General features: G+C 55.0%; 15 protein-coding genes. 4 read left to right on the forward strand and 11 right to left on the reverse strand.

The genetic code is table 11. The features are described from left to right. The first annotated feature begins 2 nt into the window (after positions 1–2). Positions 3–3,173, forward strand: a complete 3,171-nt coding sequence (locus BLT38_RS04325; RefSeq protein ID WP_083344085.1) for an efflux RND transporter permease subunit — start codon at positions 3–5, stop codon at positions 3,171–3,173. Positions 3,174–3,266: 93 nt separating this feature from the next. Here BLT38_RS04325 and xylA read toward each other — a convergent pair whose 3' ends face one another. The 9 genes from xylA to BLT38_RS04370 all read right to left on the reverse strand — a co-directional run bounded on the left by xylA (position 3,267) and on the right by BLT38_RS04370 (position 16,893). Then, a complete protein-coding gene (gene xylA, locus BLT38_RS04330; protein WP_083344086.1) occupies positions 3,267–4,589 on the reverse strand; it encodes a xylose isomerase in 1,323 nt (440 codons plus the stop codon). Between the two features lie 23 nt (positions 4,590–4,612). Further along, positions 4,613–6,112 carry a xylulokinase gene (gene xylB, locus BLT38_RS04335; RefSeq protein ID WP_083344087.1) on the reverse strand — a complete coding sequence of 500 codons (1,500 nt, stop codon included), beginning with the start codon at positions 6,110–6,112 and terminating at the stop codon, positions 4,613–4,615. A gap of 198 nt (positions 6,113–6,310) precedes the next feature. Beyond that, positions 6,311–7,558, reverse strand: a complete 1,248-nt coding sequence (locus BLT38_RS04340; protein ID WP_083344088.1) for an ROK family protein — start codon at positions 7,556–7,558, stop codon at positions 6,311–6,313. Positions 7,559–7,610: 52 nt separating this feature from the next. Further along, positions 7,611–8,759 (reverse strand): Gfo/Idh/MocA family protein, encoded by a 1,149-nt coding sequence (locus BLT38_RS04345; RefSeq protein ID WP_083344089.1) that lies wholly within the window; start codon positions 8,757–8,759, stop codon positions 7,611–7,613. A gap of 18 nt (positions 8,760–8,777) precedes the next feature. After that, entirely contained in the window at positions 8,778–9,830 is a 1,053-nt protein-coding gene (locus BLT38_RS04350; RefSeq protein ID WP_083344090.1) for a sugar phosphate isomerase/epimerase family protein, read from the reverse strand. Between the two features lie 28 nt (positions 9,831–9,858). Next, on the reverse strand, positions 9,859–10,884 hold the full coding sequence (locus tag BLT38_RS04355) for a ThuA domain-containing protein (protein WP_083344091.1): 1,026 nt from the start codon (positions 10,882–10,884) through the stop codon (positions 9,859–9,861). A 17-nt stretch (positions 10,885–10,901) separates the two neighbouring features. After that, positions 10,902–12,482: an acido-empty-quinoprotein group A gene (locus BLT38_RS04360; RefSeq protein WP_083344092.1), complete on the reverse strand. Its 1,581-nt coding sequence runs from the start codon at positions 12,480–12,482 to the stop codon at positions 10,902–10,904. A gap of 13 nt (positions 12,483–12,495) precedes the next feature. Continuing rightward, positions 12,496–13,344 carry a c-type cytochrome gene (locus BLT38_RS04365; RefSeq protein ID WP_083346911.1) on the reverse strand — a complete coding sequence of 283 codons (849 nt, stop codon included), beginning with the start codon at positions 13,342–13,344 and terminating at the stop codon, positions 12,496–12,498. 258 nt (positions 13,345–13,602) lie between these two features. After that, positions 13,603–16,893, reverse strand: a complete 3,291-nt coding sequence (locus BLT38_RS04370; RefSeq protein ID WP_083344093.1) for a carboxypeptidase regulatory-like domain-containing protein — start codon at positions 16,891–16,893, stop codon at positions 13,603–13,605. Between the two features lie 488 nt (positions 16,894–17,381). Here BLT38_RS04370 and BLT38_RS04375 point away from each other — a divergent pair, with 488 nt between their 5' ends. Together BLT38_RS04375 and BLT38_RS04380 are read left to right on the forward strand one after the other, a co-directional pair. After that, positions 17,382–19,118, forward strand: a complete 1,737-nt coding sequence (locus BLT38_RS04375; RefSeq protein WP_083344094.1) for a sodium:solute symporter family protein — start codon at positions 17,382–17,384, stop codon at positions 19,116–19,118. 14 nt (positions 19,119–19,132) lie between these two features. Then, on the forward strand, positions 19,133–19,402 hold the full coding sequence (locus tag BLT38_RS04380; RefSeq protein ID WP_052201051.1) for a hypothetical protein: 270 nt from the start codon (positions 19,133–19,135) through the stop codon (positions 19,400–19,402). 261 nt (positions 19,403–19,663) lie between these two features. Here BLT38_RS04380 and BLT38_RS04385 read toward each other — a convergent pair whose 3' ends face one another. Further along, entirely contained in the window at positions 19,664–20,188 is a 525-nt protein-coding gene (locus BLT38_RS04385; protein WP_083344095.1) for a low affinity iron permease family protein, read from the reverse strand. Between the two features lie 71 nt (positions 20,189–20,259). Between BLT38_RS04385 and BLT38_RS04390 the strand changes: the two genes are divergently transcribed. After that, entirely contained in the window at positions 20,260–20,862 is a 603-nt protein-coding gene (locus tag BLT38_RS04390) for a TonB family protein (protein ID WP_083344096.1), read from the forward strand. A gap of 42 nt (positions 20,863–20,904) precedes the next feature. Here BLT38_RS04390 and BLT38_RS04395 read toward each other — a convergent pair whose 3' ends face one another. Next, positions 20,905–21,579, reverse strand: a complete 675-nt coding sequence (locus tag BLT38_RS04395) for an endonuclease/exonuclease/phosphatase family protein (RefSeq protein ID WP_083344097.1) — start codon at positions 21,577–21,579, stop codon at positions 20,905–20,907. Between the last annotated feature and the right edge of the window lie 33 nt (positions 21,580–21,612).

Here is a 21,612-nt window from a genome sequence, read left to right on the forward strand (position 1 = left end):
GTATGCTGCAACGCCTTATCGCAGGCGCTCTGCGGCAGCGTCTTATCCTTGTCGTCGTCTCGCTTGTTCTGCTCGGCTTCGGGCTCAATGCTGCGAAGCATCTTTCTGTGGATGCCTTTCCTGATGTTGCGAATGTGCAGGTCCAGATTGCAACGGAGGCAACTGGAAAAAGCCCCGAAGAAGTAGAACGCTTCGTCACCGTCCCCATTGAAATTGCTATGACAGGCCTGCCCGGCATGACGGATATGCGTTCGTTGAATAAGCCTGGGCTGTCTCTGATCACGCTTGTTTTTACTGATGAGAGCGATCTTTTCCGCGAACGCCAGATGATTTCTGAACGTCTGGCCGAATTGCGGGATCGGATGCCGGAAGGTGTAACGCCTGTACTTGGCCCAATCACAAACGCATTGGGCGAGGTGTATCAATACACGCTTGAAGTGCCTGGCGAAGCAGAGTCCAAGCATGTGTTGACGCAGGAAGAGCTTATCGAGCGGCGCACATTACAGGACTGGGTTGTTCGGCCACTTCTGCGTTCCATATCGGGTGTCGCGGAAATCAACTCCACCGGCGGGTTCGTTAAACAGTATGAAACGCTTGTCGATCCACAAAAGCTGCATTACTACAATCTGACGATCCATGATGTGAGTTCTGCGCTGTCGCACAACAATGCGAATGAGGGCGGCGGCGTTCTGCCGCAACACGCAGAGCAATATCTGATCCGCAGTGTAGGTCTCATTCGTGACCTCGATGATATCCGCAACATTGTTCTGAAAGAGAGTGGCGGCACGCCTGTTTATATCCGCGACGTAGCGGATGTCCGTATCGGAACCGAAGTCCGTTACGGCGCCATGATGAAGAACGGATATTCCGAGGCCGTGGGTGGCGTAGTGCTGATGACCAGTGGCGGCAACGCAAAGGAGATAGTAAGCCGAGTCAAAGAGCGTGTAGCAGAAATCAATGCGAAGCATATGATTCCTGACGGTCTTCAGATTGTTCCGTATTACGACCGCTCGCAACTTGTAGATGCTGCGATCCACACCGTTACAGAGGTGCTGGGCGAAGGCATTGTTCTGGTCGTAGTTATCCTTTTCCTCTTCCTGGGTGATCTGCGTTCCAGCCTGATCGTGAGTGCGAACCTCGTATTGACGCCGCTGCTGACATTCCTGGTCATGAATCACTTCCACATATCGGCGAACCTTATGTCGCTTGGTGGTCTCGCGATTGCGATTGGCCTCATGGTGGATGGTTCAGTTGTGGTTGTCGAAAATGTGTTCGGCACTTTGAGCCACGCATCACACAGCGGCCAATTGACGAGTCGCCGTGGAAAGTGTGACATGGTTCTGCGTGCCGTCGGAGATGTCGCGACTCCTACGCTATTCGGTGTAACCATCATCATTCTCGTCTTCCTCCCCCTGATGACTCTGGAGGGGATGGAAGGGAAGATGTTTGCGCCATTGGCATATACGATCGCCATTGCGCTAGCCATCTCTCTGTTGCTTTCTCTTACTCTTTCGCCGGTACTCTGCACTTATCTGCTGAAAGGTGGAAAAGAAGACGACACATGGTTGGTTCGCATATTGCGCCGACCGTACCAAGCTGTGCTCCACTGGGCTACCTCACATCGTGCATGGATGATCGGCGGTGTAGTGGTCTTGTTTATCGGTGCGTTGTGTCTGTTCCCGTTTTTAGGAACCTCTTTTATCCCAGAGATGCAGGAGGGAACGCTCTCCCCCAATGCTGATCGTGTTCCCAATATCTCGTTGGATGAATCACTGCGGATGGAAAAGCAGATGCAGGCGCTCATGCTCAAAGTGCCGGGTGTGGAGAACGTTGTCAGCCGTGTTGGCCGCGGTGAGTCACCAGCGGATCCTGCAGGCCCAAATGAAGCAGATGTGCTTGCTTCGTTGACGCCGTTTGATGAAAGACCGCGTGGCATGACACAGGACAAGATCGCAGAGCAGATACGCGAAAAGCTTGCAGCTCTTCCTGGTATCAATCTGGTGATGTCGCAGCCCATCAGTGATCGTGTGGACGAGATGGTGTCAGGCGTCCGTGCGGACGTGGCGGTCATGTTGTACGGTGATGATCTCGGTCTATTGGTTAAAAAGGCTGGTGATATCGCACGTGTAGCGAGCAGCATTACGGGCACTCAAGATACGCGCGTGGATCGTGTTGGTGGACAGCAATATTTGACCATCCAGATCAATCGAGGTGCGATAGCACGCTACGGACTTAATGCATCGGACGTGAACGAAGTGATTGAGACAGCGATTGCAGGAAAATCTGCAACGCAAATCTACGAAGGCGAACGCAGATTCTCTGGTGTTGTGCGTCTTCCTGCACGGCTACGCGACAGCGTGGAAGATATACGAGAGCTGCAGATCAATTCACCGGATGGGCCTCGTATTCCTTTGAAGGAACTAGCGGATGTGAAGGTCATGGAAGGCCCGGCTTTGATCAATCGAAGCATGGGCAAACGCCGCATCGTCGTGGGTGTCAATGTTCAGGACCGTGATCTCGGCGGATATGTGAAGGAGCTACAGCAAAAGGTCGAGCAACAAGTTCCGTTGCCCGCAGGCTATTTCATTGAATGGGGAGGACAGTTCCATAACATGGAGCGTGCCCTGCATCACCTGATGATTATTGTCCCCATCACTATTGCGGCCATCTTCTTTCTGCTGTTCGTGCTGTTTAAATCTGTTCGCTACGCCGCGCTGATCATTACGGTGCTGCCTCTCGCATCGATCGGCGGCATCGTGGGTCTGTTTATCAGTGGTGAATACTTGTCCGTGCCTGCGTCGGTAGGTTTCATCGCACTTTGGGGCATTGCTGTGTTGAATGGAGTCGTTCTTGTCAGTTACATCAAGAAGCTCCGTCTCGACGGAAAATCTCAGGCAGAGGCCATACGGGAGGGGACCGCACTGCGTTTCCGTCCTGTGATGATGACGGCGACGGTCGCGGCGCTAGGGCTTGTGCCATTTCTGTTCGCAACCGGGCCAGGCTCCGAGATCCAACGGCCTCTCGCAATCGTCGTTATTGGAGGACTGGTTACCTCCACAGCACTGACGCTTCTGTTATTGCCCGTTGTCTATCCGTTGTTCGAAGGGAAGGACGTCCCTCTCTTGGCTGAAGATGAGGATGACGTGCAGAACCCGGTGCCCTATGTTTCATAACGCAGGAACGCTGAGTAGTCGTGCCGTTCTACAAGGGAGAAATGCAAAGAGGCACAGCGTAAGCTGTGCCTCTTGCTGTTAACTGCGAAACGATTAGGAGTAGATGCGCCGCGCCAGGAGATTTTCAACCTGTTCCTGGCGTCCCGAACGTGGCTGAGGCTGAATACTGTTCTTCAGTGCATCGTCCGCAATCTCGTCCAGTGTCTTTTTGCCGTTAAGCATCGCCTGCGCTTCCGGTGTCTGCCAACCTGCATAGCGATCGGCAATCACCTTGTCGTAGGTACCTTCTTCGATGATGCTGGCTGCCTTGAGGAAGGCTCTAGCGCACAGGTCCACTCCGCCCACGTGAGCGTAGACAAGGTCTTCCGGTGTGAAGCTCTGACGGCGAACCTTTGCGTCAAAATTCATGCCACCCACACCCAGGCCACCAGCCTTGATGACCTGATACATCGCCATAGTCATGGTCCATAAATCGTTGGGGAACTGATCGGTGTCCCAACCAAGCAGGGCATCGCCACGATTGATGTCGAGCGAACCAAGGATACCAAGAGCACCAGCCGTAGCAATCTCATGTTCAAAGCTATGACCAGCTAACGTGGCATGGTTTGCTTCCAGGTTCACGCGCACTTCATTTTCCAGCCCAAATTTCTTCAGGAAGCCATACACCGTCGCGGTATCGAAATCGTACTGGTGCGACGTCGGTTCCTTTGGCTTCGGTTCAATGAGAATCTGTCCCTTGAAACCAATCTTGTGTTTGTAGTCGACGACCAGCGACAGGAAGCGGCCCATCTGCTCCAGTTCCTGCTTCATGTTGGTGTTCAGCAGCGTTTCATAACCTTCTCGACCGCCCCACAGAACGTAGTTTGAGCCACCAAGCTGCTGCGTAACATCCATGCAGTTCTTCACTGTCGCTGCGCACCATGCGAAGACTTCTGGATCAGGGTTGGTGGAAGCACCGGCCATGAAGCGTGGGTGCGAAAAGAGATTCGCAGTACCCCACAGGAGCTTCGTGTTCGACTTGCTGATTTTTTCGCCCAGATAATCCGCAGTTGTATGAAGGTTCTTCAGCGTTCCAGCAAGCGTTTCCTCTGCCGGTGCAATGTCTGCATCGTGGAAGCAGAAGAAGGGAAGATCGAGAACGCGGAAGAGTTCAAATGCAGCATCGGCCTTCACCTTTGCCTGTGCAATCGGATCGCCCGCTTCCATCCAGGGCCGATGAATGGTGGAACCACCGAATGGATCCGTGCCTGTCATCGCGAAGGAATGCCAGTAAGCAACGGCAAAGCGCAGATGGTCCTTCAGTGGCTTGCCCAGTACGACGCGCTCTGCGTCGTAAAACTGATAGGCAAGCTGGTTGGTGCTGGTGGCACCTTCATACTTCACGGTGGGCAGATCATGAAACAGCGTGTCAGACAAGGAATTCTCCAATCGTGAAGTGGTTAATTAGATGAGCCAGACTGCAATTCAGGATAGGCCGCAAAGAGGCAGGTGTCGTAGCGATATCTTGCGGCACGGTACAGAGAAAGACGTCCTTCGCGGGCTTCCGCAGTCTTGGATTCATCGACTTTCACCATGCGATCAGACAGCTCGACGAACGACGCAGGTGCTCCGTCCTGAACGGATTTTGCATGCATCGCCTGGATTGCGGCGCCAAGGCAACCTGCTTCATCTTCCAGGGGAACCTGAATCGTGGCACCTGTAGCATCTGCCAGCATCTGTCTCCACTGCTTCGATCGTGCACCGCCGCCGATTACAAGAATCTTTGTTGCAGGCTTGCCGTCCAGGATCAAATCAAGACCGTTAAGTATGCCAAAGGTGACGCCCTCAATCGCACTGCGTAACAGATTCGCAGGCGAGTAATTCACCGCGGAGATTCCGTGCAAGCTGCCCTGTGCGTTGGGAAGATCGGGAGTCCGTTCTCCATTAAGAAAGGGAAGGAAAGTAAGTCCGCCAGCTCCTGGCTCCGTGTCCGCAAGGATCGGATCAATGTCTTCTACGGTGAGACCCAGTAGATGCAACGTTTGCGTTACTACATTGGTCGCGTTCATCGTGCAGACTAATGGCAACCACCCGCCCGACGACGAGCAGAAGGGAGCCACACTACCGTTTGTGGCAAACAGTGGAGTATCGCGATACGAGTACACAGTGGACGAAGTGCCAAGGCTGAGAGTGACTACGCCTTCACGTACATTGCCTGTGCCAATGGCGCCCATCATGTTGTCGCCGCCACCGCTTGCAACAGTGCATTGTGGCGAGATTCCAAGTTCTGCGGCAACTTCAGGGCGAACCGTTCCAACAATCGCGTCCGCTCCTATAAGTGGCGGCAGCGCTGCGCGTAGAAGACCTGAGCCCCCATCAATCGCGTCGAGAATTTCTGCGATCCATGTGCGCGTTCTCACGTCAAAAAATGCTGTGCCAGAAGCATCGCCGTACTCTGCGACGATGTTGCCCGTCAGCCAGAAGTTCAGATATTCGTGTGGCAACAGAATGTGACGAATGCGTGCGAAGTTCTCCGGCTCATTTTCTTTGATCCAAAGCAGCTTGGAAACGGTGTAACCGGTGAGCGGCAGAATGCCATAGCGTTTCAGAACAGCGGATGCACCGCCCAGTTTCTCAATCAACGCAGCATTCTGTGCGGCGGTCTCTGTATCGTTCCAGAGTTTCGCAGGACGAATCACATTCTTCTGTTCGTCAAGAATGACAAGTCCATGCTGCTGACCGGATACGGAGAGTGCAACGACCTCATTCCCATTGCTGGAAACCGCCTGTTTCACAGAGGCGATAAGAGCATCCACCCACCAGCGCGGTTCCTGCTCTCGTGCTCCGTTGTCACGTTCAATCAACGCATGCTTTGCATAGCCGCGTCCATGCGCTTTGCCATCAGCGTCGATGAGAAGAGCCTTTGTGCCCTGGGTACCGCAGTCAATTCCAAGGTACATTTGCGTGCTTCCTCTCATACGTCGTGCTGGCTGTCCGCGGATTCCAGTGAAGATAGAAACGCCCGCGAAAGGCGATTTTGTTTATACCAGAAAATATATGTTTCAGCATAGGCGGTGTCAACGCGCAATACCGCGTTCTACCGCGAGAAATATTACTCCCATGGCGAGAAGTAATACGAGGCCTATTACTCTGTTGGATTAGGCAGGGATGGGCATGGCGCGTTCGTGTGTCGAACGGTGATAGCCCGCGTGCCGTTGCATCAGCATAGCTGCTCCTCCACTCAGACGTGCCAGTTCTGCATCGCCTGCGGCACGGAGTTGAGGCGGATCTCCAGCCAACATGGAGGCGGACATTTCGCGCTCAATGATGGGACCGCATAGATCCCATGCAGCGGTTATGTCGCCGACAACAAGAATCAACTCAGGTGAAAGCGTCGCGGTAACCATGCGTAGTCCACGGCCAAGCGCACGGGCCTGTTCTGTAACGGCTTCTTTCGCCAGCGCATCGCCATCTTCCATCTGGCGCAGCAGCTCATAAATGTTCTGAACTTTCTTACGGCCGCCTGCGTTGTAATAGCGAATTGCGGCACGAGATGAGGAGACCATCTCCCAGCACCCGTTTTGTCCGCATTGGCATTGTGGTCCTGCGGGGTCAACAGAGACGTGGCCAAACTCACCCGCCAGCCCGTTGTATCCAGACTGCATGTGTCCACCTGCAAGGATCGCGGCTCCCACACCTTCTGCTACGGCAACCAGCACAACGTTCTTAACGCCTTCCAGCCGTCCATACCAGAGTTCAGAGATGAGGCAGACATTCGCATCGTTATCGATCTCCACTTGGAGGCCGGATTCTTCCTCAAGCGCGGATTTCAGATCGAAGTCGTGCCACTTCATGTTTGGGGCAAGCAATACTCGCTGTGTGACCGGATGCATTCGGCCGGGCAGACTTACGCCGACGCCTTCGAATGATTTGGTGGAATGCTCTTCACGCAGGGCGCGCATACGCTTGCCAATCTGCGCGACGGTGCGGGCAAGATCGGAATAGGTAGGAATCGTTTCGCGTGAAAGAAAACGCCCACTCAGATCGACAACAGCAAGAATGGCGCGGTCAGGGCGTAAATCCAACGCGAACGTTACCATGGCGCTGTTAACGGAGAGCATGGTGGAAGGGCGTCCACGTGCTGCCTTGATGACAGCCCCCTCCTGCACCCAGTTTTCCTGCACAAGCTGCTCCACGATCTTGGAGACTGTGCTGGGACGCAATCCCGACAGACGCGACAGGTCTGCCCGGGCCAGCGGTTGTTTGAACCGGATCAGTTCAAGGATGATGTCGCGATTAATGTCTCGCGCGATTTCGCTGGAAGCCGGCTGCACCGAGGCAAGGTCGATCCTGCGAATGCCACGCATGGGACGAGTACCGTTTTGCCTTGGTGCAGAAGACTTCATGAGTGTATTTCCAACATGCTACGCCATTTGAATGACTTTTCCGGCGTTGTTGCTACAGCTTTGTCCAGGCCGACCCGTTTTCTGAGGAGGCGAGCACAGCATCAATGAAACGCATGCCACGAACACCGTCCTGCACATCCGGCAACAGCGTGGATATGGGATTCGGTTCACGGCCTTCCAGCTTTGCTTCCAACAGTTCAGCCAAATCTTTGTAGAGCTGGCCAAATGCCTCCAGATAGCCTTCTGGATGACCAGAGGGAACACGCGTGCTAAAAACGGCCCAAGGTCCGGCGGTCGGGCCACCACGCGTAATGGTGCGCGGCGCATCGTTCAGTGGTGAGTGGATGAGATAGTTCGGGTTTTCCTGATGCCACTCAAAGCTGCCAAGTTCACCGTGGATGCGAAGCGTGAGGTCGTTCTCGATGCCAGCGGCAATCTGCGATGCAATCAGGGAAGCCTTCGCTCCACCTTCAAAACGGATCATGGCCTGTACGTTGTCGTCGAGGCGACGGCCCGGAACGAATGTAGTCACGTCAGCAGCGATGGATTCCGCTTTGAGGCCCGTGGTGAAAAGGGCGATGTGGTAAGCATGAGTGGCAATATCCCCCAACGCGCCGCCCTTACCGCTCTTGGTGGGATCGGTGCGCCATTCGGCCTGCTTCGCGCCAGTTTGCTCTACGGGAGTGGAGAGCCAGCCCTGCACATAGGCGACATTGATCATGCGAATCTTACCCAATGCGCCGTCCAGAATCATTTCGCGCATCTGGCGAACCATGGGATAACCGGAGTACGTATGCGTCAGACCGAAGGTCAAGCCAGTCTTCTGCACGATCGAAGCCAGGTCCTCAGCTTCATCCACGGTCATCGTCATGGGCTTGTCGCACATCACGGGAATGCCCGCAGTGAGAAAGGCCTTTGCGACGGGATAGTGCGTGCTGTTCGGCGTAACAATGGCGACTACGTCGATGGGTTCTGGGTGCTTTGCTTCCGCCTCGGCCATCTCCTGATAGCTTCCGTAGGCGCGAGGAACGTGGATTTCTTTCGCGAAACTCTTTGACTTTTCCGGATCAGAGGAAAGGGCCGCAGCCACCAGTTCAAAGCGGTCGTCAAGGCGTGCCGCCATGCGGTGAACCGCGCCAATGAAGGCTCCGGGACCACCACCCACCATACCCAGGCGAAGACGTCGTTGCAGCTTTGCCATGATTCTTTCGATCTCCTCTTACAGTCCCAGCAGCTTGCGCAGCATGTTGTCGTCAGTTTCAGCACCAGCGAAGTCGTCGAATGCCTTATCGACGGCCTTAATGATGTGCTTCGCGATGAACGGAGCACCTTCGCGCGCGCCCTGTGAGGAATCCTTAATGCAGCACTCCCACTCCAGGACTGCCCAACCATCGAAACCATACTGTGTCAGCTTCGAGAAGATGGCGCCAAAGTCCACCTGTCCATCGCCAAGCGAACGGAAGCGTCCTGCGCGGTTTGCCCACGACTGGAATCCACCGTATACACCTTGACGCCCTGATGGGCGGAACTCCGCATCCTTCACATGGAACATGCGGATGCGCTCGTGATACAGGTCGATGTATTCCAGGTAATCCAACTGTTGCAGCACGAAGTGGCTCGGATCAAACAGCAGGTTGCAGCGCGGATGATTCTTAACTGCTTCCAGGAACATCTCGAAAGACGCGCCATCATGCAGATCTTCACCGGGATGAATCTCGTAGCAGAGATCGATGCCGTTTTCATCAAAGGTGTTCAGGATCGGCGTCCAGCGTTTGGCTAGTTCACCGAATGCTGTTTCAACGAGGCCCACAGGACGCTGCGGCCATGGGTAGAGATAGGGCCATGCGAGTGCGCCGGAGAAGGTCGCGTGTGCTTTCAGGCCAAGATTTGCTGAAGCCTTCGCGGCATATGTGAGCTGCTGTACAGCCCATTCTGTGCGGGCTTTGGGATTGTTATGAACTTCCGCCGGGGCGAAACTGTCAAAGAGCAGATCGTAAGCCGGATGCACGGCAACAAGCTGTCCTTGGAGGTGCGTGGACAGCTCGGTAAGCGCAACTCCATGCGATGCGAGTGTGCCCAGCACCTCGTCGCAGTAGGTCTTGCTCTCCGCTGCCTTCTTCAGATCAAACAGGCGTCCATCCCAACTCGGGATCTGTACGCCCTTGTAGCCGAGTGATGCGGCCCACTGTGCAATCTCGTTCAGGTTGTTGAAGGGCGCTTCATCGCCCGCAAACTGCGCCAGAAAGATGGCTGGCCCCTTGATCGTCTTCATGAAATCTCCTGCGGCGTTCCCGACAATATTACCGTTGCGGAGGTGCTTGTGTCGGCGTGCCGGGTGCAATGGCGCCAGGAGCGCCTGCCGGACGAGGTCCCATGGGGCGCGTTGGCATGGTCATATCCAGCGGATTTGCGCCCTTTGCAGCATTCGGATCCATCGCGGCCAGATCGGCTCGGAAGCTCACCGTATTTGCCGTGGGGAACGTCGCTGGCACAGCCTGTGTCACCTTGCCGGTGGCGGCCCACTCCACGCCACGCTGGAAGAGAACGACGGAATCCGTGGAGCTTTGCGCATACACGTCATGTCCCCATGCCGTGTGGAAGGTGCGTCCCTTGCCAAAGGTTGAGGTCATTACCATTGGTTCGTCGTCGCCGGTGCCATGGTTCGCGGGATCTGAATAAGCCGTGGCCAGCACGGTCATGCCGCCGGGGCCGCGTAGATAGCCATACAATTCATCGCCCATATGCATCCACGTTGTCGGCAAGCCGCGCATAACGGGGTTCTTTGTGTCGCGAACCGTTACGAGAAACGGCTTGCGTAGGCCATGCATGGCGTTGTGGCCAGTGTCTTCCAGCGGCACCATCTTGCCGTCCTTCCACACCCAATGCGAACCAGCATCTTCCTTGCGTCCGCGCCAACCACCTATGCCAATCATCTGGTTGTAGGCTTTCCAATGAGGAAAGGCATTGTCCGCCGCGTGAATGGTGACGAGGCCGCCACCGTCCTTCATGTATTGCTCGAAACTAGCCTTAACATCATCTGGCCAGCGCTCGTCTGGAGCGTCGTAGTTCAGCACAATGACGCCATACTTCTTCCAGTCCGGATGAAAGCTGCTGAAGTCAGCACCCTTCGGTGGGGCAGTGAGCACTTCCGTGTCGAAGATGCCAACCTCGTCGAGTTCCTTCTTCAGAACGGGCGTAATGGCGGCCCAATTGTGATACGGAGCGGCGCTTTCACCATCCACAATGAGAACGCGGATGTGCTGTGCTGCCCATGCCTGCCCAGCGCACAACACGCCAGCCATGATTGCCATTCCGAACTTCTTCATGGAACCGCTCCCTGCAGTTATTTCGCTGCCTTCTTCGTGCTTGTCGCTTTTGCTGCTGGAGAACCGGGCAGCATCCATGCATACATCACACCGCCACTGCTCATCAGCACAACTTGCTTGCCATCCAGTTCATAGCTGATCGGCGTGGACGAGATGTTGCCACCCGTACCGGAATGCCACAGCGTCTTGCCCGTGGCCGTATCCAGGCCAAGGAAGTTGCCGTCTGCATCGCCGCTGAAGGTCAATCCACCATCGGTTGTCATCACGCCGGAACCAGCGCGACGGCCAAGCTCATGCGACCAACGAATCTTGCCGGTTCGATAGTCGATGGCTTCCAGGACACCTTTGCTCCACACACCGTAATCAGCGCCTGCCCAACCGTAGGCTCCGTCTGCTGGTTTGCTGAAGTACACGCTGTAACTCGGCGACGCGCTCACAATGAACAAGCCAGTCTTGGGATCGAAGCTTGGCGAACGGAAGTTCGTCATGCCGCCTTCATCGGGTGCAATCAGGCGTCCATCCGGAGTCGGTTCCTTCTCGGGATCAGGAATGGGTTCGCCACGCTCATCGACGCCTTTGGACCAGTTCACTGGACCAAAGGTGGTCGTCACCAGCGACTTGCCATTCGTGCGATCAATCACAAAGAAGTAGCCGTTGCGTGATGCCTGCATCAGCACCTTGCGCTTCTGTCCCTTGAAGTCCACATCGGCAAGAACGGGAATCTCGACCGCATCCCAATCATGCGTGTCATGCGGCGAAGGCTGGAAAGCCCACTTCAGTGTTCCTGTATCCGGATCAAGCGCCACGATGCTGCACGTGTACAGGTTGTCGCCAGGGCGTGGCTTACCGTTGAGTACTGGTGTTGGATTTCCTGTGCCCCAGTACATCAGGTGCAGATCAGGATCATACGTACCGGTCATCCACACGTTGCCACCGGTCGTTTTACCCTTGGTGCCAACGGGATCAGTCGCTACCCAGTTCCATTGGGTTGCGCCCGTGTCTGGATCAAGCGACCGAATGAAACCCTGCAGGTTATCGAAGTCACCTGAAGCGCCTACGATCACATGATTGCCGATGATCAATGGAGACATCGTCGACCATTGCCCCTTGTTCGAATCGGCGACCACAACATCCCACAACACTTTGCCCGTCTTCGCATCGAGCGCCATTGCGTGTGCGTCGCTGGACATGTAGTAAAGCTTGTCCTTCAAGATGCTGACGCCGCGCTGGCCAATATGAAAAGCCTTGTTCGGCGGTGCAGTGAAGTGCCAAATGGTATGGCCAGTGCGCGCATCAATGGCCCAGATGTTGTCAGGCATCGTGAAGTAGAGAATGCCGTCAACGAGAATCGGCGTCGCCTTGATGGGCTGGGTCTGACCGGTCTGAAAGGTCCAAGCCGGCGTCATGTTTTGTACGTTGCCGGTGTTGATCTGCGTTAACGCGCTATGACGACGACCGCTGTAATCTCCGTGAAAGCCAGGCCAACTGTCCTTCGGCGGATTCTTCAACATGTTGGAATCAACAGATTGCGCGGATGCTCCCAGCGCACACACCGCAACCAGCGATAGGACTCGAACGCTCTTAAACAAATGCTTCACGGGAACCCCTGAATTACTTCAAAGTCTGGATGTAGGCGAGGACGTCGTGCATGTCCTTATCGGTGTACTTGCTCATGATCTCCACATGTTGCTCTGCGGGATTGCTGACCTTAAACGTCACCGCAGAGGCAGGCCAGGAGTGATACATGCCGAAGCTGTCCTTCATGCCGATATGAAATTCGTCCTGATACTCCAGCGGGCCGTCGTGTGTCTGGCCGCTCGCCGTCTTTACGGATACGGTGGCCTTCGCCTGCTTCGGATACAGCATCTGTTCCAACAATTGCAGTCCGCTATAGCGCGTGGCCACCTTGGCAAGATCGCCGGTTGCTGAATGGCACTTTACGCAGCCGCCGGTAGTTTCGAAGTACTTCTTGCCTGCCTCAGCATTGCCGGTGTGCAGGTCGCTCTCCTCCACACCTTTGCGGTTGCCGGTCTGCGACATCGCCTTGTCCTGCTGCGAGTGAATGAAGGCAACGAGGCTAAGAATCTCGGAGTCGCCAAGATTGAAGCGCGGCATGCCCTTGTCGAGCCGCCCATTGCGCACTACCTGGCCAATGCCTTCGCCCTCCTTGTCACCGGAGACGACCTTCGAACGCGTCAAGTCCGGGCCGCTCTCGCCGCCGCTCGCATCCTTGCCGTGGCAGAAGGCGCAGTTCTGCAGGAACAGCGTTCCACCGTTTTCAATCTGCTGCTCGGTGAACTTCGCATGTACCGGCATCGGTCCTTGCGATCCCACGGTGACCTGTGGCCGAGCGCCCTGCGGACGTGGTGCATTCGCGTTCTGTGCGGTGAGGTTGGGAAGGGAAGCAGATGCCATGGTCAGCAATGCGGCTGAAACGGCACATTTCGTCAACAGATTCATCACAAGGTTTCCGTTCTTGCGTATCCGTACAGCAATGACATCGACCGCCAGCTTATAGCCCAGGCAAATCGCAGACAAAAGTGAGCAGAAAAGATTTATTTCTCGTCTGGAAATATAGGGTGGCGTTGTCGCGTGTGTCAAGCAGAATAGCTATGAAAATAGCCTGTAAATAAAGGAAATAATGCGCCTGCTCTTTATTAAGCGAGAAGAAAAGAAAAGGCCCCGGATAATTCCGGGGCCTCCTGGAGGAACTGCTTGCTAGAAGTTGATACGGAGTACGAATTCCATCGTGCGAGGATCAGCCGTTGAGGTGATCTGCCCGAAGGAGTTCTGGTATGTTCCGGTGGCACTGTAGTTGGGTTGGTAGGTCCCGTTCGGTTGCACGGAGCCCAGAGTTGCACCTACGCCAAACGGCGAAAGATGGTTCGGCGCGTTGAACATCTCGGCGCGGAACTCTGCACCAATCGATTCATGGATGGGAATGTTCTTCTGCAGAGCGACGTCCCAGTTGTTGAACAATGGGCCTAGAATTCCGTCGTAATGCACATTGCCATATGTCCCGGCGGCGGGCTGAACAAACGCTGCATAGTTCAGATACTGCTTGCCATTATGCGCGTACGGGTTTGCCCCAGGAACAAGATTCGGGCGTTGCGCAACGCTTGCTGTCGTGACAAGGTTACCAGCGACCGAAAGTCCTGAAGGCTGAATGATGTTGATGGGAAGACCGTTAGCAATACGAGTAATGCCAGAGACTTGCCAACCACCCAGCGCTTTCTTATACCAGTCCTGTTCATGCTGCCAGAAGGGAAGCGGGTAAACATAGCTGGCCACAAATATTTTGGGTTGGTTGAAGTTGCAAGGGCCGTAATCCGCCGCGAGGCTCGTGCTGTCTTGCGGAGAGTAGTTGTAACCCGATCCGTTCGCGAGGCACTGCGACCAGGTGAACGCCAGTCCGACCAGTCCGCCTTTGTTAAAGCGGGTCTGCCACCGAGCTTGCAGTGAGTTGTAGTTGGAATGTGAACCGTTGGTGTATTGGTAAATTTCACCATATCCCTTGTAAGGACGCAGTGCATTACGAGCAACGCCAGGATTTGCCTGTTCTGTCCCTGCTGCACCCTGGTTCAAGTCCTTCACCCAGGTTAGGCTGGTGGAACGTGAACCCACGTAGTTCATCTCAATAGACGTGTTGTTAAATAGCTTGTGTTGAACGCCTATGCTGAAGTTGTGGATGCGCGGCGGATTGAGGTTGCGATCACCTGAGTTGCCAATGTTCTGCGGCGCGGCGGAAGTTCCGATAGAGCCGAGAGAGTCAGCGTTACCAGCGCTGGCGAGGTTGGCTACAGCTACGAAGGGCAACTGTGATGCGGCACCGTAGATGTAGTTGCCTTCGACACGCTCGTAAGACATGCCGTAGCCGCCGCGGATGACTGTGTCCTGCTTTCCGGTTAAGTCATACGCAAAACCCACACGCGGCGCAAACGTGTTGTATACCGTGTTGATGATTCCGCCCGGAAGATTATGGAACAGAGCGGTCACTTGTGGGTTGTTGTATACGCTCGGAGCGACGACCTGCTTGGCCTTATCGGAGAAACCGGTTCCAGGCAGGACCAGACCGTTGTAAGGAGAAGGGTTGTTTGTAATTAAGCCAGTGCTTCCACTAACCGTCGCTGCCTTCGTCGGATCGTAAAAATTCGGATCGAAGAACGCTGTGTTGTTCGGCCAACTGCTGATGGGCGGCATGTACTGCCACCGCAAGCCCATGTTCAGGGTCAGGCGACGGCTAAGAGTCCAGTCATCTTGGAAGTACGTTTCAAACTGCGTGAAACGAGCCTGAATCTGAGGAATATTGCTGCCTTCTGTGTAGCTGGCAAAGTTGCCGGCAACAAGACCGGCCAGATTTGAGAACGTGAACGCACCATTCAACTGCGGTGGTGCAGTCTGGTTCTTGCGGGCACGCCAGAAGTAAGCTCCTGTTTTCATGGAGTGATTACCCACCACGATCGATAAGTCATCCTTCAGGGCATAAATGCGCTGATAGTTATCGAACTGGCGTGGAGTCGTACCTGGATTTCCATAGCCCGATATAGTCGTCTGCGGGATATAGGTGGATGCGTTGTAGAGCGTCGCATACGTCATCCCGTAATCCGCGCGTTGGACCGATTTCCCAAATTGCGGATTAGGCCGAATGTTAACGCCTTCATTGATGATGTTGCCGGAGAATGAGCCCACGGCGGTATTCACCATCTTCGAATTGAATGTGTGTATCCAACGGGCATTGGACGTTAGGCCGGGAATCAGGCGGTCGTAGATGACAAAGTTGGTTGGGTTTCCGACGACCTTCACGTTGTCATGAACATAGGAACCGCTGAATTGGTTTTTGTCGTTCATGTGGTAGTCGATCTTGATCAGCCATTCTGATTGATCGTTATTGCCAAGACTCAAGTATCGGAAGTTACCGCTCGGATCTTGAAGAACGCTAGCTGCGATGGCGCGCCCTGTAGCGGTGCTTGGCCCCGTTGCAATTGCAGCTGCAATTGCGGCTGGAGTTGGAACGGTTACGTTCTGCACGGTGGAGGTGCGCAGCCGTTTGTACTCTTGTCCGGCAAAGAAGAACAGCTTTTCCTTGCTGGCGTTGAAGTGTCCAGGAATATAGATTGGACCACCTAGGGTCCATCCGAAATCGTTATAGCGAAGCGGTGCTTTAACCGGCGCAACACTGTACGAGCTCAGAGCCCGGAAGGGATAGGCCTGAATGGCATCGTTACGGATGTATTCGTAAGCGTTACCGTGGAAGCTCTGACCGCCGCTCTTGATGGCCACGGAAACAGTCGCACCCGACGAGCCTCCATAGCTGGCGTCGTACGCGGATGCCACGTTGCGGAACTGTTGTAGCGAATCAGGCGAGATGTTGACGAAGTTGTTGCCGCCACCGCCGTTGTCCTTGTTGTCCACACCGTCGATGAAGAAATTCATCGAGTCCGTACGGATACCGTTTACGGATTGCGAGTTGCCGTTAACGCCATACGTACCAGAGATGGCAAAACCACTCGCCACCGTCTGCGAAACACCAGGCTGCAGGGTGATCAACTGGATATAGTTACGGCCGTTGAGCTGGATCTGCGTCGCTTCCGTGCTTGTGACGACGCCGCCAATTTCGGCGGTGGTCGTCTGGATCATCACGCTTTCGGCTTTCACTTCAACCGATTCGCCCACGCCGCCGACTTGTAGTTGTACCGGCACAGCGGGCTTCGCACCCACGTCCAGGGCCACGCCGGTAACAACGGATTTCTTGAACCCATCCATTGTGGTGGAAATTGTGTATGTGCCCACAGGTAGGTTCAGGGCGTTGTAGAGGCCGTCCCCGTTCGTCTTCACCGTGACGGAGATTTTTGTTGCTTCGTTCGTGACCGTGACAGACGCCCCTGGAACGGACGCGCCAGTTGCATCGGTCACGGTTCCGGAAATGGATTGGCTATCGGTTACTTGGCCCCTTGCTACGCCTGCTGAAACGCAGGCGAGAACAATTGGAATGATGATTCCACGCTTCATGTGACCCCCCTCGAAATCCTTCCGCGTCTTGCATGCGCACCGCGAAAAGTGAAACCAGCGTGCAAACGAGGCTCCAGCTTTCTGGAGCAAGACAATCACTGGTTTTGTACGCGGCGCAAACTATATAGGAATCACGAATGCGCCTGTCAAGACGAAAATGAGGATTTTTGTTATTTCCCAGTGGGAGAATCGGGTCTTAATGGGAAGAAATCGATGTGATGCACAAAATCGTGCGCCGGAATTATTCCGTTTTGGATAGGCTCCGGGGACCGAAGAATAGCCCCGTGGTACGACCTTCTGAAGTATTTTTTGCGGCGAAGCGAATTATTGATAGTCGAGACTTCAGACCGGCTTTTTGCGGGTGATTACGGCGCAGGATGGCAGAAAAGCCGACGGTGGAGCGACAGAGCGGGGTGTGGCTTTATCTCCGTCTCTGGCGCGGAGACTCTCTTATGGGGCACACTGTCTGTCTCAAGGAGAAATAGGGAATGCCCTTTGCTCACCCTGTGATGGCAACGCTGCTTGCGTCACAGCTAACGAATCTTTCCGGGATCGATATTGTGATCCTCGCGCTGTACTTCGTCATGGTGCTGTTCATCGGCTTCTATGTGAAGGGCGGCACTAATACGAGCGAAGAGTTCTTTCTCGCTGGCCGTGAGATGACTGCATGGATCGCCGGACTCAGTTTTGTTTCGGCGAATCTGGGGTCTTTGGAGTTGATGGGGTGGGCGGGGTCTGCCTATCAGTACGGCATCCTGGCGACGCACTGGTATTGGATCGGCGCCATCCCTGCCATGCTGTTCCTCGGCATCGTGATGATGCCGTTCTACTACATCTCCAAGACACACTCGGTGCCGGGGTACCTGCAGCTGCGGTTTGGTGAGGGCGCGCGTGGATTGGCGGCCATCAGCTTCGGCCTTATGACCATCCTGATGAGTGGCGTGAACATGTACGCCATGGCTGTGGTCATGCAGACGGTGCTTGGATGGAACATCACCTTCTCCATCTGGATTGGCGCGATTACCGTAGCGATCTACGTGATGTTGGGTGGACTACGCTCGGCCATCATCAACGAGGTACTGCAGTTCGTCCTGATCTGGGCAGGTGCTGCGCTCATTCCTATCCTTGGGCTCATCGAGGCGGGCGGCTGGACCAACCTGAAGGCACAGATTGCCCATAATGTGGGTAGCAATGACTACACGCATCTGTGGTCTACGTTGGGTACCTTCAAGGGCAACCCGATGGGCATTCATTGGACGGGGATCGTGTTCGGGCTGGGTGCCATTGTGTCCTTCGGATACTGGACGACTGACTTCCTGGTCGTGCAGCGTGTACTGAGCGCCAAGGATCTGCGTGCAGCCAAGATGGCGCCGGTGATTGGTGCGGCGTTCAAGATGGCGGTGCCCCTTATCGTGATCGTGCCGGGTTTGTTGGCACTGGCAGTGCTCAAGAACCCGGATGGGTCGCTGATGCATCTGGTGCCGGGTGATGTGGCTCGCGCGACGGGGCAGCATGCGTATGACGAGGTGTTGCCGCTGATGCTGATCCGCTATTGCGGGCCGGGTTTGCTGGGGCTTGGTATTACGGCTCTGGTTGCTGGGTTCATGAGCGGTATGGCGGGCAATGTGTCGGCGTTCTCCACGGTGTGGACCTATGACATCTACGGTGCGTACATCAAGAAGGATGCTCCGGATAAGCACTATGTGTCGATGGGCCGTTGGTCGACTGTGATCGGTATGCTGGTGTCGATTGGCACGGCTTACCTTGTGGCTCGCGCGGGATCGATCATGGATTACGTACAGGCACTGTTCTCCTTCTTCATCTCACCTCTGTTCGGCACGGTGATTCTGGGCATGCTGTGGAAGCGGGCTACGAAGGCGGGCGGGTTCTGGGGCCTGCTGGCGGGAACCGTCAGCTCCATTGCGATGTTCACCTATGTGGAACTCGGTGGAAAGGCTGCGTTGGCGCACATCGCGCTGTCACCTGATGCGCAACCGATGGCTGAGAACATGTATCGCGCACTGTGGAGCTGGATTATCTGCGTGGTTGTGACCGTTGTCGTGAGCCTGATGACAACGCCGAAGCCGGATTCCGAGTTGGATGGTCTGGTTTATGGCGCTACGGTGATTCCACATGATGGTGCTCGCACACTCTTCCAGAAGCCGATCTTCTGGGCGGGCGTTGTGTCGGTTGTATTTATTGGCCTGAACATTCTCTTCTGGTAAAGGAGCGGGGAACGATGGAACACAAGACTGCTGATATTCATCACGTACACGCTTCAATCGAAGACAGAGATGTGAAGCCTAAAGAAACGTTGTCTCTTTGGTTTTTTGTCGGAGTGCTTTGCCTGATGTATGGGCTGGTGCTGACGCCGGTGGGAATCTATGAGTTCTCGCATCCGCCGAGCGTGGTGCTGGCAAACCTTCATGCGGCGTTCTGGTGGGGACTTCTGATGACGATCTTTGGAGCCTTCTATACGATCCGGTTTCGGCCGGGAAGTGGCAGATAGGGTGGGGTACCCCCTCCCCCCTGTTTTTCTAAAATCGTCTTTCCAAAGGGGTTAGGTTTTGGGGTGTCCCTAAAATCGTCATCCTGTTGGGGTTAGAGGCAAAATCGTCTTTCTAAATGACTTAGGGCCGCGATTCTCGCGGCCCTTTTCAGCTCTATTTCTATTGTAGAAAGTTGGTGGAAGTAATCTGCCAACTCTATTTCTTTTAGTTTGTTTAGCTTAAGTGGGTTAGGGTCTTGACAAGATTTTGACGGCTTCGCTTTAGGTCGCGTTGGCTTTTGCGGCGGCGGCTCGTTTGGCGCGGCGGTCTTCACAGGCGTCGCGGACGGCTTCGTAGCGGGCTTGGAGGTCATCGAGTTCGAGGTCGCTTAGGTTCTCGATGTCGATCATTTGGTTTTCGGCGTTGTCGCCGGAGCGGATGAGTTCGTTCAGTTTGAGATTGATAGCGCGAGCGTCGCGGTTTTGCGTGTTCTGGATGAGGAAGACCATCAGGAAGGTGATGATGGTGGTGCCGGTGTTGATGACGAGTTGCCATTCGGCTGAGTAATGGAACATGGGGCCGCTTGCTGCCCAGGCAACGATAAGCAGAACCGCTGCGGAGAACGCCCATTTGGAGCCGAGCCAGCCTGAAGACGAAGCGGCGAAGCGGCCGAACCAGTCGTTGGTGGTACGTACTTCTTCTTCTATGGGCTTCTGTGGCACGGCGAACACTCCCTGATCGTTTTGCGAAAGAACGATGCAGATGGTTTGTTTCTGATGGTGTGGGAAGGGTTGTAGGGCAGGCATTCGTGGCTTTCCTGGGAATGGCCTGCTGATTTTGTTCGTACGTCTAATCGTGAGGAGGCTACACTGCGGGCATGCGGCGTTTCGATGAGCTTCGGGGTGTTTGGCTTTCGGCGGGTACGCATGCGCTGGTGATTGCGGCTGTAGTGCTGGTGGCGGTGAAGGCTCCGCAGGCGGTGCGGGTGAAGCTGCCGGGGTCGGCGCATGGGACGCATACGTTGCTGACGTACACCATTGGTGGGCAGGAGAGTGTGGCGGCGAGTTCTGCCCCGAAGAAGTCTGCTCCAGCGAAGGTGAAGACGCCGACGATTGCGAAGGTGGCTCCTGCGCTGGTGCCTGAGGCGAAGCCGGAGACGGAGACGGAGAAGGGCGATGGCTCGTCCGGTGTCAGTGCGCTGGGTAGCGGCAATGTTCGGATTGCGATTGTGAAGGTGTTTCCGCGTCCTGCGCCGGACCTGAGCAGCCTGCCGCATGGCAGGGGCGGCAACGTGATCATGGACGCCGTGATTGATGCGCATGGCACGATTACGAAGCTGACGCTGGAGCAGGGACTGGGCGATCCGATTGATCAGCAGGTGATGGCAACGGTGCGGGGATGGAGCTTTGATCCGGCTACGCGGGATGGACAGCCGATCGCGAGTGAGCAGGAGATTGTGCTGCATTACGAGCGCGGTTAGTACTTCGTACCGTTCTCGACGCCGTCGGGATCAGGTTAGGGCTTACTCTGCGATCGTAAGAATGATGGGAGAATGGTCACTTAGCCTACTCCAATGAGTGGATGCGCCTACTGTCACGCTGCTTACTTTGGGTGCCCAATCTTCCGGAATGAAGATGTAATCCAGATGGAAGACGGAGCTCGACGACCATTGATGCCGGTATGTTTGCTCGAAGGTTGCGGACTGATTTTTCTCAGGGCAATCAGTTAGACCGAGTTGTGACATGCGTTCGACGAAGTCTATGTGGCGACGTCTTCCCTTATCGAACGATGCTCCTGCCTGACTGTTCAAGTCGCCTGCAAACACAACAGGGCGTGCGTTAAACCACTCGGCATGTTGATCTAGGAATAGGTGCAGGTGTTCGGGATAGCTTGAGCCGCCTTCTTTGCAGTTCCATGCAGCGATCAGGGTGAACGCTCTTGGTCCCAAGAGCTCTACGGCAGCGAAGGAAAGTAAGTCCGAGTTTTTAACGGACTGAACGCTGTAGTCATTGTGATAGATCATGCCGAGGCCGTGCTTGAGGTCGCCTCCTAGCCAAAGACTCTTGTAGTCATTCGAAACCAATTCGAGGTCTTGTTTTGAGCACTCTTGAATGACTGCTATGTCTGGTTTTTCTGCAAAAATAGCCTGAATTTTATCTGCGAGCCGCCAGCAGCAATTCCATGTCATGATCCGCATACTGCTTGCTTATCTCCGCTTCAGCTAATACCG

Origin of the sequence: Terriglobus roseus (genome assembly GCF_900102185.1) — a bacterium.
Lineage (GTDB): Bacteria > Acidobacteriota > Terriglobia > Terriglobales > Acidobacteriaceae > Terriglobus > Terriglobus roseus_A.

What these genes read in the sequence shown, in the direction of transcription:
- BLT38_RS04325 (WP_083344085.1), top strand. Translation starts at nt 3, where the DNA reads ATGCTGCAACGCCTTATCGCAGGCGCTCTGCGGCAGCGTCTTATCCTT.
- xylB (WP_083344087.1), bottom strand. Translation starts at nt 6,112, where the DNA reads ATGTACCTTGGAATTGACTGCGGTACCCAGGGCACAAAGGCTCTTCTC.
- BLT38_RS04340 (WP_083344088.1), bottom strand. Translation starts at nt 7,558, where the DNA reads ATGAAGTCTTCTGCACCAAGGCAAAACGGTACTCGTCCCATGCGTGGC.
- BLT38_RS04345 (WP_083344089.1), bottom strand. Translation starts at nt 8,759, where the DNA reads ATGGCAAAGCTGCAACGACGTCTTCGCCTGGGTATGGTGGGTGGTGGT.
- BLT38_RS04350 (WP_083344090.1), bottom strand. Translation starts at nt 9,830, where the DNA reads ATGAAGACGATCAAGGGGCCAGCCATCTTTCTGGCGCAGTTTGCGGGC.
- BLT38_RS04355 (WP_083344091.1), bottom strand. Translation starts at nt 10,884, where the DNA reads ATGAAGAAGTTCGGAATGGCAATCATGGCTGGCGTGTTGTGCGCTGGG.
- BLT38_RS04365 (WP_083346911.1), bottom strand. Translation starts at nt 13,344, where the DNA reads ATGAATCTGTTGACGAAATGTGCCGTTTCAGCCGCATTGCTGACCATG.
- BLT38_RS04370 (WP_083344093.1), bottom strand. Translation starts at nt 16,893, where the DNA reads ATGAAGCGTGGAATCATCATTCCAATTGTTCTCGCCTGCGTTTCAGCA.
- BLT38_RS04375 (WP_083344094.1), top strand. Translation starts at nt 17,382, where the DNA reads ATGCCCTTTGCTCACCCTGTGATGGCAACGCTGCTTGCGTCACAGCTA.
- BLT38_RS04380 (WP_052201051.1), top strand. Translation starts at nt 19,133, where the DNA reads ATGGAACACAAGACTGCTGATATTCATCACGTACACGCTTCAATCGAA.
- BLT38_RS04385 (WP_083344095.1), bottom strand. Translation starts at nt 20,188, where the DNA reads ATGCCTGCCCTACAACCCTTCCCACACCATCAGAAACAAACCATCTGC.
- BLT38_RS04390 (WP_083344096.1), top strand. Translation starts at nt 20,260, where the DNA reads ATGCGGCGTTTCGATGAGCTTCGGGGTGTTTGGCTTTCGGCGGGTACG.
- BLT38_RS04395 (WP_083344097.1), bottom strand. Translation starts at nt 21,579, where the DNA reads ATGCGGATCATGACATGGAATTGCTGCTGGCGGCTCGCAGATAAAATT.